General features: G+C 70.9%; 11 protein-coding genes. 4 read left to right on the top strand and 7 right to left on the bottom strand.

All coding sequences use genetic code 11. The features are described from left to right. Positions 1-88: 88 nt before the first annotated feature. From BN4251_RS01700 to BN4251_RS01690, 3 genes are all read right to left on the bottom strand, one after another. Complete coding sequence (locus BN4251_RS01700) at positions 89-1,210, bottom strand: BMP family lipoprotein (RefSeq protein ID WP_087483446.1); 1,122 nt, start codon at positions 1,208-1,210, stop codon at positions 89-91. A gap of 204 nt (positions 1,211-1,414) precedes the next feature. After that, positions 1,415-2,656, bottom strand: a complete 1,242-nt coding sequence (locus BN4251_RS01695) for a M20 family metallopeptidase (RefSeq protein WP_087483445.1) — start codon at positions 2,654-2,656, stop codon at positions 1,415-1,417. Between the two features lie 87 nt (positions 2,657-2,743). Beyond that, positions 2,744-3,892, bottom strand: a complete 1,149-nt coding sequence (locus BN4251_RS01690; protein WP_087483444.1) for a mannose-1-phosphate guanylyltransferase — start codon at positions 3,890-3,892, stop codon at positions 2,744-2,746. A 271-nt stretch (positions 3,893-4,163) separates the two neighbouring features. Here BN4251_RS01690 and sdhC point away from each other — a divergent pair, with 271 nt between their 5' ends. From sdhC to BN4251_RS01670, 4 genes are all read left to right on the top strand, one after another. Further along, positions 4,164-4,541: a succinate dehydrogenase, cytochrome b556 subunit gene (gene sdhC, locus BN4251_RS01685; protein ID WP_087483443.1), complete on the top strand. Its 378-nt coding sequence runs from the start codon at positions 4,164-4,166 to the stop codon at positions 4,539-4,541. A gap of 2 nt (positions 4,542-4,543) precedes the next feature. After that, positions 4,544-5,002 carry a succinate dehydrogenase, hydrophobic membrane anchor protein gene (sdhD, locus tag BN4251_RS01680; protein WP_087483442.1) on the top strand — a complete coding sequence of 153 codons (459 nt, stop codon included), beginning with the start codon at positions 4,544-4,546 and terminating at the stop codon, positions 5,000-5,002. A 77-nt stretch (positions 5,003-5,079) separates the two neighbouring features. Beyond that, positions 5,080-6,855, top strand: coding sequence for a succinate dehydrogenase flavoprotein subunit (sdhA, locus tag BN4251_RS01675; protein WP_087483441.1), 1,776 nt, complete (start codon positions 5,080-5,082; stop codon positions 6,853-6,855). Then, a complete protein-coding gene (locus BN4251_RS01670; protein WP_087483440.1) occupies positions 6,855-7,616 on the top strand; it encodes a succinate dehydrogenase iron-sulfur subunit in 762 nt (253 codons plus the stop codon). The genes sdhA and BN4251_RS01670 overlap by 1 nt, the downstream gene beginning before the upstream one ends. 84 nt (positions 7,617-7,700) lie before the next feature. Here BN4251_RS01670 and BN4251_RS01665 read toward each other — a convergent pair whose 3' ends face one another. The 4 genes from BN4251_RS01665 to BN4251_RS01650 form a co-directional block, all read right to left on the bottom strand. Further along, the gene (locus BN4251_RS01665; RefSeq protein ID WP_087483439.1) at positions 7,701-8,522 is read right to left on the bottom strand and encodes an exodeoxyribonuclease III; all 822 of its coding nucleotides are present in this window, start codon (positions 8,520-8,522) and stop codon (positions 7,701-7,703) included. Beyond that, the gene (locus BN4251_RS01660) at positions 8,519-9,418 is read right to left on the bottom strand and encodes a bifunctional methylenetetrahydrofolate dehydrogenase/methenyltetrahydrofolate cyclohydrolase (protein ID WP_087483438.1); all 900 of its coding nucleotides are present in this window, start codon (positions 9,416-9,418) and stop codon (positions 8,519-8,521) included. Before BN4251_RS01660 ends, BN4251_RS01665 begins: the two co-directional genes overlap by 4 nt. A 113-nt stretch (positions 9,419-9,531) precedes the next feature. Beyond that, positions 9,532-10,800, bottom strand: coding sequence for a serine hydroxymethyltransferase (locus BN4251_RS01655; protein ID WP_087483437.1), 1,269 nt, complete (start codon positions 10,798-10,800; stop codon positions 9,532-9,534). An 85-nt stretch (positions 10,801-10,885) separates the two neighbouring features. Next, positions 10,886-11,932: a UDP-N-acetylmuramate dehydrogenase gene (locus BN4251_RS01650; protein WP_281255301.1), complete on the bottom strand. Its 1,047-nt coding sequence runs from the start codon at positions 11,930-11,932 to the stop codon at positions 10,886-10,888. Positions 11,933-11,957: the final 25 nt, after the last annotated feature.

The raw sequence follows: 11,957 nt of genomic DNA, 5'->3' as shown, positions 1-11,957 counted from the left end.
TGCGGGCCGAGAGGCTCGGCCGGTCGATGTCGAGACACGGGACGCGGTCCCCGCCCTCGCGGGCAGGGACCGCGCTCCGGTCAGCGGATCAGGCTCCTGCGGGAGAGGCCTCGGACTCGACGACCACGGTGCCGTCGATGATCTCCTGGGTCAGGGTCTCCAGCTCCTCGGAGAGCTCTGCGGGGACCTCGTCCTCGAAGTCGTGGAAGGGGGCCAGGCCCACGCCGCCGTTCTCGAGGGTGCCGACGTACGGGTTGGCGTCGAACTCGCCGCCCGCAGCGCCCGTGATGACGTCCTCGACGCCCACGGTCATCTCCTTCATGACGGAGGTGAGGATGACCGACTGCGCCTCGGGATCGGAGGAGTTGGTCTCGTAGCCGTCGGCGTCGACCCAGATCACCTTGCGATCATCGCCCTCCTTGGCGGAGGCGAGGGTGCCGGCGCCCACGGGGCCCGCGACCGGCATGACGATGTCCGCGCCGGCGTTGTAGAACTCGTCGGAGACGGCCTTGCCCTTGGACTGGTCCTCGAAGGTGCCCACGATCGAGCCCTGCTGGGACTCCTTGTTCCAGCCGAGCACCTCGACGTCGGAGTCGTGGGTCTCGTTGTAGTGCGCGACGCCGTCGACGTAGCCGTCCATGAAGATGGTGACGGTGGGGATGTCCATGCCGCCGTAGGTGGCGACCTTGCCGGTCTCCGTCATGCCCGCGGCGAGGTAGCCGGCCAGGAACGCGGCCTGGGCGGTGTCGAACTCGAGGGGCTTGACGTTGTCGAGCTCGATCGGGTTGCCATCGGCGTCCTGGGCGGTCGAGTCGACGATCGCGAAGTCGGTGCCCTCGTTGGCCTGCGCGGCGGCGCCCGTGGCCGGGGCCAGCAGGAAGCCGACGGTGATGATGAGGTCGCAGCCCTCGGTCACCATGTTGTTGATGTTCGGGGCGAAGTCCGAGTCGGAGGTGGACTCGGCGGTCTGCTTCTGGATGCCGAGGTTCTCCTCGGCGGCCAGCAGGCCGTTGTAGCTCGACTCGTTGAAGGACTTGTCGTCCCAGCCGCCGGCGTCGGAGACCATGCAGGCCTTGTAGTCGCTGCCGGCGCCACCGGCGTCGCTGCCGCCACCGCCGCCTCCGGCGGTCTCCTCCGGGGCGGTGCCGCAAGCGGCGAGGGTCAGGGCGCCGGCGCCGACCAGGGCGAGCGCACGCGTGATGCTCTTCATGAGGGTTCCTTCGATTCAGAGGCGGGGACGGATCGCCCCCGTGGGGTCCGTGGCGACAGCGCTGTCGCAGTGCGACTCGGACCATATCCGTGCCGAGGCCCCGCGGAGCCCGCTTCGGTCCCACTTCGTGGAACCGTTATGAAATCGACGCGGATCTGGCGTAAGCGTGAACGCCGGGTGTCGCGCCCGTCTCCTGCAGAGCGCTCAGCGCGGCAGCAGGTCCCGCTGCACGCAGGCGGCCGCGAGCACGCTCGCGCCGATGCCGATCGCGCGCTCGTCGATCATCAGGTCGCCCATGTGGAGGTCGTAGGTGCGCCCGCCCGGAGTGCGGGTGCCGAGGCGGGCGAGGGCTCCGGGGACCTTCTCGAGGTACCAGGCGAAGTCCTCGCCGCCGAGGGACTGCGCCGTGGGGTCGAGGTTGTCCTCGCCGAGGACGCCGCGCACCGCGGCGGCGAGCACCTCGACGCTGCCGGCGCTGTTGGACACCGGCGGGACGCCCCGGTCGTGGGTGACCCGGGCCTCGACTCCCCAGGGGCGCACGAGGTCCGCGAGGACCGTCTCGAGCAGCTCCTCGGCCCGGTCCCAGGCCTCGTGGTCGAGGCAGCGCAGCGTGCCCTCGAGGGTGCCGCTGCTGGGGATCGCGTTGAAGGCGGAGCCGGCGTGGATGCTGCCCCAGGTGAGGTTCACCCCGGAGCGCGGGTCCATGCGGCGGGTGAGCGCGGCCGGCAGCTGGGTCGCGATCGAGCTGAGCGCGTAGACCAGGTCCTGGGTGAGGTGGGGGCGGGAGGTGTGCCCGCCGGCACCGCGCACCTGGATCGTCACCGGGTCGGTGGCCGAGGTGATGGGGCCGGTCTTCAGGCCCACATGGCCCACGTCCACCCCGGGGTCGCAGTGCAGGGCGAGGATGGAGTCGACGCCGTCGAGCACGTCCTGGCCGATCAGCTCGAGCGCCCCGCAGGGGTGCATCTCCTCGGCGGGCTGGAAGATCAGCCGCACCCCGCGGTGCAGGCCCCCGGCCTCGGCCACGCGCACCAGCGCGGTGGCCGCGCCGAGCACGGCGCTCATGTGCACGTCATGGCCGCAGGCGTGGGAGACCCCGTCCACGGTGGAGCGGAAGGCGACGGGGCTGAGCTCAGGGATGCCGAGCGCGTCCATGTCCGCGCGCAGCGCCATCAGCGGCAGGCTCGGGTCGCTGCCGGAGATGTCGCAGATCAGGCCGGTGAGGGACATGCGCACCGGGGACAGGCCCAGCGCACGCAGCTGCTCGACGACGAAATCGGTGGTGGCGTGCTCCTGATGGGAGAGCTCGGGATGGCGGTGCAGGTGGCGCCGGATGTCCCTCAGCTCGGTGGACTTCTCCCTCACGGTCGAGGCGATCAGCCCCTCCGGGCCGAGCATCGATCGCTGCCGGTCGGTGCCCAGCAGCACCTGCTGCGTCTGCTCCACCTGTGCACTCCCTGTGTTCCGTGCCGAGGGCCCACGGCGCGGTTCGCCGGGGTCGTGCGCCTGTCGCGGTGGTCGCGGAGGGCGGCGTCAGCGCAGGTGCCCCCGCCCCTGCTCTTCGAGGCGGGCGACGAGCGTGGCGAGGTCCTGCGCCTGCTCGTCGGCGAGCACCAGCAGCACGTCCTCGGTGTCGACGATGCTGATGCCGTCCAGCCCGACCAGGGCGATGTGGCGATCCGTGGCACCGTACACCGTGGCGCGGGAGGAGAGCGCATCGACGTGGGCGCTTCCCAGCACCTGGACGTCGCCGTCCCCCGTCGAGGCCTCCACCGCACCGCGGCGCTCGCGCAGCTGGCGGGCGAGGGCCGCGAAGTCGCCGACGTCGTCCCAGTCGAAGCGTGCGGGCACCAGCGCGACCTTCCCGGCCGCGGCGAGGGGTTCGGCCAGGGCGTGGTCGATCGCGATCGCGGTGAGCGTGGGCCAGACCCTCTCGAGCACCTCGTCATGGCGCTCGCTCCCATGGGCGGCGGCTATCTCCCGGGCTCCCCGTGCCAGGGGCGGGATCTGGGCCTCGAGCTCGTCGAGCAGCACGCGGGCGCGCACCACGAACATGCCGGCGTTCCACAGGAAGCGGCCGCTGTCCACGAACTCCTGCGCCAGCGCGCGGTCGGGCTTCTCCACGAAGCGCGCCACGGGCACCGCACCGGTCCCCTCGAGCACCCGGTGCGCCTGCCTCGCCTGCGCATCGCGCTCGATGTAGCCGAAGCCGGTGGCCGGGCCCGTCGGCTCGATGCCGAGGGTGACCAGGTAGCCGTGCTCGGCGGCCCGGCGGGCGGCGTCCACGGCGCGAGCGAAGGCCTCGTCGTCCTCGATCAGGTGGTCCGCGGCGAAGGAGCCGATCACCGCCTCCTCGTCATCGCGCTCCGCGAGCGCCGCCGCGAGCGCGATCGCCGGCATCGAGTTGCGCGGGCTCGGCTCGGCGACCACCCGCACCGCCCCGGGCGCGCCGAGGGGCGCTCCGAGCTGCTCGCGCACGGCCTGCTCGTGCAGGGCGCCGGTGACCACGATCGGCGGACGGTCCGCGAGCGGCGCGAGCCGCTCCAGCGTGCGCTGGAGCAGTGAGCGCCCCTCCCCTGTCAGGTCGAGCAGGAACTTGGGCCGCGACCGGCGTGAGAGCGGCCACAGTCGCGTACCGGCGCCACCTGCAGGGATCACGGGGACGAAGGGAGAAAGCGGCATAGGCCCAGCGTATCCCGGCGGGCGCGGCGCCCAGGGCGAGTTCCGCGAACCTCCCGCGCGGTGATCGAGCGGCACATCACCCACCCTGCCTGGTGCTACGCTGGAACGGCCCCTGTCGGGGGCGATGATGATGTCGCCGTGTCGTGAAGTGGCTTCCCGCGTCGCCACGCCGTGACAGCCGTCCGGCCATGAGCCGGCCGGGCCGTGCGCCGCACTTCGCGGCATCTCATCACCGTTCCCGGCTTCATCCCGACGCTTCTGGAGGAACTCCGTGGCTTCAGCCCAATCCGGGACGCTCTATCGCGGACGCGAGGGCATGTGGTCCTGGGTCGCCCACCGCATCTCAGGAATGCTCATCTTCCTGTTCCTGCTGGTCCATGTCCTGGACACCGCTCTCGTGCGAGTCTCCCCCGAGGCGTACAACGAGGTGATCGGGCACTACAAGACCGTGGTGTTCGGCCTCGGGGAGGTCGGCCTCGTCGGCGCGATCCTCTTCCACGCCCTCAACGGCCTGCGCATCATCCTGGTGGACTTCTGGTCCCAGGGCACCAAGCGCCAGCGCGGCCTGTTCTGGGGCGTCGTGGTCGTGTGGGTCGTCCTCATGGCCGGCTTCCTCCCCCGCCACCTCATGCACATGTTCGGAGCGTGACCATGAGTGCACAGACCGGAACCTCCCTGCCCGATCCCACCACCCGCTATCGCCGCACCGGCCAGCGCGGGATCAACTCCGAGATGCTCTCGTGGTTGTTCATGCGCGCCTCCGGCGTGCTGCTGGTGATCCTCGTCTTCGGCCACCTCTTCGTGAACCTGTGGCTCGGCGAGGGAGTCAAGGGCATCGACTTCGCCTTCGTCGGCGGCAAGTGGGCCTCCCCCTTCTGGCAGGTCTGGGACCTGCTGATGCTGTGGCTGGGCCTGATCCACGGCGGCAACGGCGTGCGGACGATCATCAACGACTACGCCCGCAACGATCGTGTCCGCCTGGTCCTCAAGGGCCTGCTCTACTTCGCCGTGATCGTCACGATCGTCCTGGGCACCCTGGTGATCTTCACCTTCGAGCCGTGCCCCGTCGGCGCCGAGCCGAGCCTGCTGCCCTCCTTCTGCGAGGGCTGACGCCCCCGGGCGGCCGGTGAGCTCACCGGCCGCCCCCTTCTCTTCCCGGTCGACCTGAAACGGAGCAGTCACCAGACATGCAGACCCATAACTACGACGTGGTGATCGTCGGCGCCGGTGGTGCCGGCATGCGCGCAGCCCTGGAGGCCTCCAAAGACGCGCGCACCGCGGTCGTCACCAAGCTCTACCCCACGCGCTCCCACACCGGCGCGGCGCAGGGCGGCATGTGCGCAGCCCTGGCCAACGTCGAGGAGGACAACTGGGAGTGGCACACCTACGACACCGTCAAGGGCGGTGACTACCTGGTGGACCAGGACGCCGCCGAAGTGATGGCCAAGGAGGCCATCGACGCGGTGCTCGACCTGGAGAAGATGGGCCTGCCCTTCAACCGCACGCCCGAGGGCAAGATCGACCAGCGCCGCTTCGGCGGGCACACCCGTGAGCACGGCGAGGCCCCTGTGCGCCGCGCCTGCTACGCCGCGGACCGCACGGGCCACATGATCCTGCAGACCCTCTACCAGAACTGCGTGAAGCAGCAGGTGGAGTTCTTCAACGAGTACTACGTGCTCGATGTGCTGATGACCGGCGACCCCCGCACCGACGAGGGCGTGCGCGCCTCCGGTGTGGTCACCTACGAGCTCGCCACCGGTGAGATCCACATCTTCCGTGCGAAGTCTGTCGTGTTCGCCTCCGGCGGCTTCGGCAAGATCTTCAAGACCACCTCCAACGCCCACACCCTCACCGGTGACGGCCCCGCGATGGCGTTCCGTCGCGGCATCCCGCTCGAGGACATGGAGTTCTTCCAGTTCCACCCGACGGGCCTGGCGGGCCTGGGCATCCTGCTCTCGGAGGCCGCGCGCGGCGAAGGCGGCATCCTGCGCAACAGCGAGATGGAGCGCTTCATGGAGCGCTACGCCCCCACGCTGAAGGACCTCGCCCCGCGCGACGTCGTGGCGCGCGCGATGGCCAACGAGGTACGCGAGGGTCGCGGCGCCGGTCCGAACAAGGACTACGTCTACCTCGACCTGACCCACCTCGAGCCCTCGCACATCGATGCGAAGCTCCCGGACATCACCGAGTTCGCCCGCACCTACCTGGGTGTGGAGCCGTACACGGAGCCGGTCCCCGTCTTCCCGACCGCCCACTACGGCATGGGCGGCATCCCCACCAACATCCGCGGTGAGGTGCTCGCCAACGCGACCGACGTGATTCCCGGGCTCTACGCCGCGGGCGAGACCGCCTGCGTCTCGGTGCACGGCGGCAACCGGCTGGGCACCAACTCGCTGCTGGACATCAACGTCTTCGGCCGCCGCGCCGGCATCGCCGCCGCGGAGCACGCCGCGACGGTGGACATGCCCGAGCTGCCCGAGGGCCTCGAGCTGCCCACCGTGGAGCTGCTCGAGCGGCTGCGCGACCGCCCTGCCACCGAGGATCGCATCGCCGACATCCGCAGCGCCCTGCAGGAGACCATGGACGCGAACGTCCAGGTGTTCCGCACCGACGAGACCTGCCGCAAGGCGCTCGCGGACATCAAGGAGCTCAAGAAGCGCTACGAGACCGTCGCGATCCAGGACAAGGGCCGGCGCTACAACCTCGACCTGATGGAAGCGGTCGAGCTCGGGTTCCTGCTGGACCTCGCGGAGATCGTCGCCCTCGGCGCGCTGAACCGCAAGGAGTCCCGCGGCGGCCACTTCCGTGAGGACTTCGAGGCCCGCGATGACGTCAACTACCTCGAGCACACCATGGCCTACCGCACCCTCCCGGGTGAGGAGGGCGCCGAGGGCACCTCGATCCGTCTGGGCACCAAGCCCGTCGTGATCACCCGTTACGAGCCGAAGGAGCGTACGTTCTGATGACTGCCGTCGCTGAGAAGCCCAAGGCTGACGCGGGCGCCGAAGAGGTCCCCTCGTTCGAGGTCACGCTGCGCATCGCGCGGTTCAACCCGGAGGATGACAAGGGCACCCACTGGGAGGACTTCACCGTCACGATGCACGGCACCGACCGTGTGCTCGATGCCATGCACGAGATCAAGTGGCATCTGGACGGGTCCCTCACCTTCCGCCGCTCCTGCGCCCACGGCATCTGCGGTTCTGACGCGATGCGGATCAACGGCCGCAACCGTCTGGCCTGCAAGACGCTGCTGAAGGACCTCGACATCTCCAAGCCGATCACCGTCGAGCCCATCAAGGGCCTGCCGGTCGAGAAGGATCTGATCGTCGACATGGAGCCGTTCTTCGACTCCTACAAGGAGGTCATGCCGTTCCTGATCGCGAAGGGTCAGGAGCCCAGCCGCGAGCGGCTGCAGTCCGCCGAGGAGCGCGAGCGCTTCGACGACACCACCAAGTGCATCCTCTGCGCCGCCTGCACCTCCTCGTGCCCGGTGTTCTGGACCGACGGCCAGTACTTCGGCCCGGCCGCGATCGTCAACGCGCATCGCTTCATCTTCGACTCGCGCGATGACGCCGGCGAGCAGCGCCTGGAGATCCTGAACTCCAAGGAGGGCGTGTGGCGCTGCCGCACCACCTTCAACTGCACCGAGGCGTGCCCCCGCGGCATCCAGGTGACCAAGGCGATCGCCGAGGTCAAGCAGGCCGTGATCACCGGCCGCGTCTGAGCGGTCGGCGCTCAGCCCGCCCAGCACCACAGAAGGCCCGGTCCCGCGACATGCGGGGCCGGGCCTCCTGGTGTGTGCGCCGGGTCAGGAGTAGCTGATCACCAGCGGGGCGTGGTCGGACCAGCGGGTGTCGTAGCTCGGCGCGCGATCCACCTGCGCGGAGGTGGCCTTGGCGGCGAGCTCCTCGGTGGTCAGCTGGTAGTCGATGCGCCAGCCGGCGTCGTTGTCGAAGGCCTTGCCGCGCTGCGACCACCACGTGTAGGGGCCCGGGCCGTCGCCGTGGAGGCTCCGGTGCACATCCACGAAACCGGCCTCGGTGGTGAGACGGTCGAGGTAGGCGCGCTCCTCGGGCAGGAATCCGGCGGACTTCAGGTTGCCCTTCCAGTTCTTGATGTCCCACTCGGTGTGGGCGATGTTGATGTCACCGGTGAGCACCACGTGGCGTCCGTCGGCCCGCAGCTCCTCCAGGCGCAGCATCATCGCGTCGAGGAAGGCGTACTTGTCGGTCATTGTCTGCGGCTTCTCGGTGTTGCCCGAGTGCATGTAACAGGAGATGACGGTGAGGTGCCTGCCGTCCCCGAGGGGGTCCTCGAGGTCCGCCTCGAGCCAGCGGCCGGTGTGCGCATCCTCGTCGAGCCCGGGCAGGCCGCGGCGCACACCCTCGAGGTCGATGCTCTCGAGCGAGGTGCGGGCGGCGATCGCGACGCCGGCGCGTCCCTTGAGCAGCGAGGCCTCGCCCACGATGGTCCAGCCCTCCCCCACCAGGCCGGCCAGCAGCTCCTCGGGGGCGCGCACCTCCTGCAGGGTGATGACGTCCGCGGAGGTGGAGGCGAGCCAGTCGCCCATCCCCTTCCGGGCGGCGGCGCGCAGGCCGTTGACGTTGACGTTGGCGATGGTGAAGCTCACGCGGACTCCTCGATGCCGGCGGCGCGCTCGGCCGCCTCGACGACGTTCTTCAGCAGCAGCGCACGGGTCATCGGCCCGACGCCGCCCGGGTTGGGGCTCAGCCAGCCGGCGACCTCGGTCGCGGCGGGATCGACGTCCCCGACGAGCTTCGCCCTGCCGCCCTCGGGAACCTCCCGGCGGGAGACGCCCACATCCAGCACGATCGCGCCGGGCTTGATGTCCTCGGCGCGCACCAGGTGCGCGGCACCCGCGGCGGCGACGATCACATCGGCCCGGCGCAGGTGGGAGGGGAGGTCGGTGGTGCCGGTGTGGCAGAGGGTGACGGTCGCGTTGTGCTCGCGCCGGGTAAGCAGCGCCCCGATCGAGCGGCCGACGGTGACGCCGCGCCCGACGACCACCACGTCCTTGCCGCGGAAGTCCTGCCCGTGGCGCTCGACCAGCTCGATCACCGCGCGCGGGGTGCAGGGCAGGGGGGTGAGGATGGGCTTGTTGGCGTTGAGCACCAGGCGGCCGAGGTTGGTGGGGTGCAGGCCGTCGGCGTCCTTGGCCGGGTCGATCCGCTCGAGGATCGCGTCGGTGTCGATCTGCGGGGGCAGCGGCAGCTGCACGATGTAGCCGGTGCAGGCGGGATCGGCGTTGAGCTCGTCGACGACGGCCTCGACGTCGGCCTGGGTGGCGTCCGCCGGGAGCTGACGCTGGATCGAGTGCAGGCCGATCTGCTCGCTGTCGCGGTGCTTGCCGCGCACATAGGCGGCGCTGCCGGGATCATCGCCCACCAGCACGGTGGCGAGGCCCGGGCGCTGATGACCGGCCTCGACCAGTCGCGTGACGCGCCGGGCGAGCTCCTCCTTGATCGCTGTCGCTGTGGCCTTGCCGTCGAGGATCTGGGCCGTCATGGCGCTCCTTGGTGTCGCGGTGGGTGTCGCGGGGTGTGCGGGGCGGGCCGGCGTCTGCGGCCGCGGGGACAGCCGTGGGGCCCGGCGCGATGTGCCGGGCCCCACGGTGCTGCTCAGTACTGCTGCAGGTCTGCGTACAGCGGCTTGGCCGCGGCCAGGGCCGCGGTGCGCTCGCGCAGCTGGGCGAGGTCCGCCCCGCCGGTCAGGGCGAGGGCGATGATGTCGGCGACCTCGGTGAACTCCTCGGCGCCGAAGCCGCGGGTGGCGAGCGCCGGGGTGCCGATGCGCAGCCCGGAGGTGACCCGCGGCGGGCGCGGGTCGTTGGGGACCGCGTTGCGGTTGACGGTGATGCCGACCTCGTGGAGGCGGTCCTCGGCCTGCTGGCCGTCCAGCTCGCTGCCGGTGAGGTCCACCAGCACCAGGTGCACATCGGTGCCGCCGGAGATGACCTTGACGCCTGCGGCCTTCGCATCCTCCGCCTGGAGGCGCTCAGCGAGGAGCTTCGCGCCCTCGAGGGTGCGGGCCTGGCGGTCCTTGAACTCATCGGTCGCGGCGACCTTGAGCGCCACGGCCTTCGCCGCGATCACGTGCATCAGCGGGCCGCCCTGCTGGCCGGGGAAGACCGCGGAGTCGATCTTCTTGGCCCACTTCTCCGTGCACAGGATCATGCCGGAGCGGGGGCCGCCGATGGTCTTGTGGATGGTGGTGGAGACGACGTCCGCGTAGGGGACGGGGCTGGGGTGCAGGCCCGCAGCGACCAGCCCGGCGAAGTGCGCCATGTCCACCCAGAGGGTCGCGCCGACCTCGTCGGCGATCTCGCGGAACTGCGGGAAGTCGAGCTGGCGGGTGTACGCGGACCAGCCGGCGACGATCACCCTGGGCTGCTCGGCCACGGCCAGCTCGCGCACCTTGTCCATGTCGATCAGCCCGGTGCCGGGCTCGGTCTCGTAGGCGACGATGTCGTAGAGGCGGCCCGAGAAGTTGATCTTCATGCCGTGGGTGAGGTGGCCCCCGTGGGCGAGGGAGAGGCCCATCAGCTTGTCGCCCGGGCGGGCCAGAGCGTGCATGACCGCGGCGTTCGCGGAGGCGCCCGAGTGGGGCTGGACGTTCGCGTGCTCGGCGCCGAAGAGCTCCTTCGCGCGCTGGATCGCGATCTCCTCGGCGACGTCCACCTCCTCGCAGCCGCCGTAGTAGCGGCGACCCGGGTAGCCCTCGGCGTACTTGTTGGTGAGCACCGAGCCCTGCGCCTCGAGCACGGCGCGGGGGACGAAGTTCTCGCTCGCGATCATCTCGAGGGTGCGCTGCTGGCGCTCCAGCTCGCGATCGAGAACCTTGGCGATGTCCGGGTCGAGCTCGGCGATGGACTGGTCGAGGACGTTCACGGGGCCTCCTGCGGGGACGGGGCGGAGCGGCGATATGGGCCGCCGTGCCATCTTAGGACGGCGGGTGCGGTGCCTGCTGTCGAGGTCAGAGTTCGAGGCCCAGGCGCACGGGCTCGGGCTCGAGGTGGATGCCGAAGGCGCCCTCGACCCGTGCCTGGACGTCCCGGGCGAGGGCCACGAGGTCCTCGCTGCGGGCTCCGCCGCGGTTGGTCAGGGCGAGGGAGTGCTTGGTCGAGACCGACGCCCGCTCCCCCAGCGCATGACCCCGCTCGATGCCCGCGCTGCTGATCAGCCAGGCGGCGCTGGTCTTGATGCGGCCGTCACCGGCGTCGAAGCGTGGTGCCTGCTCGGGCAGGCGTGCGGCGTCCTGCGCCGAGAGGATGGGGTTGGTGAAGAAGGAGCCGGCGCTCCAGGTGTCGTGGTCGGCGGCGTCGAGCACCATGCCCTTCTCGCCGCGGATGCGCAGCACCGCCTCGCGCACCTCGGACATCGGCACGCGCCGGCCCACCTCGACGCCCAGGGCGTCGGCGAGCTGGGCGTAGCGGATCGGCGCCGAGAGCGAGCCGATCGTGTGCTGGAAGGTCACCGAGAGCACCACGTAGCGTCCGGTGGCCGAGGGCACGGGGCCCGAGTAGCGGGTGCGCTTGAAGACGCTGTCGCGGTAGGCGAAGCCGCAGTCGGCCGCGAAGAAGGTGCGCACCGCGTTCTTCTCCCGGTCCCAGGTGCGCACGCGGGAGATGGTCGAGGCGACCTCCTGCCCGTAGGCGCCGACGTTCTGGATGGGGGTGGCGCCGACGGTGCCGGGGATGCCCGAGAGGGCCTCGATCCCGACCATCTCGCGGGCGATCGCATAGCGCACCGCCCGGTCCCAGTCCACGCCTGCGAAGTACTCCACGATCGCGCCGCCGCAGGTGGGGTCCAGCGGGGTGAGCTCGGACGGGTCCACGGGGATCCCGTCGGGCTCGCCGGAGGCGCCGACCTCGCAGGTGGCGTCCAGCAGCGGCGGGTCCTCGGGGTCGCGCAGGAGCACCACGGTGCCCTCGAAGGGCTCGTCGGAGGCGACCAGGTTCGAGCCGCCGCCGAGCACGAGCAGCTGTTCCCCGGCGGCGTCGGCGGCGGAGACCGCCTCGATGACCTCGTCGGGTGGGGGTCATGTC

It is taken from the genome of Brachybacterium massiliense, from assembly GCF_900184245.1.
Classification (GTDB): domain Bacteria; phylum Actinomycetota; class Actinomycetes; order Actinomycetales; family Dermabacteraceae; genus Brachybacterium; species Brachybacterium massiliense.
The sequence above is the reverse complement of the archived record's forward strand: the minus strand, read 5'-3'. Positions and strand labels throughout refer to the sequence as shown.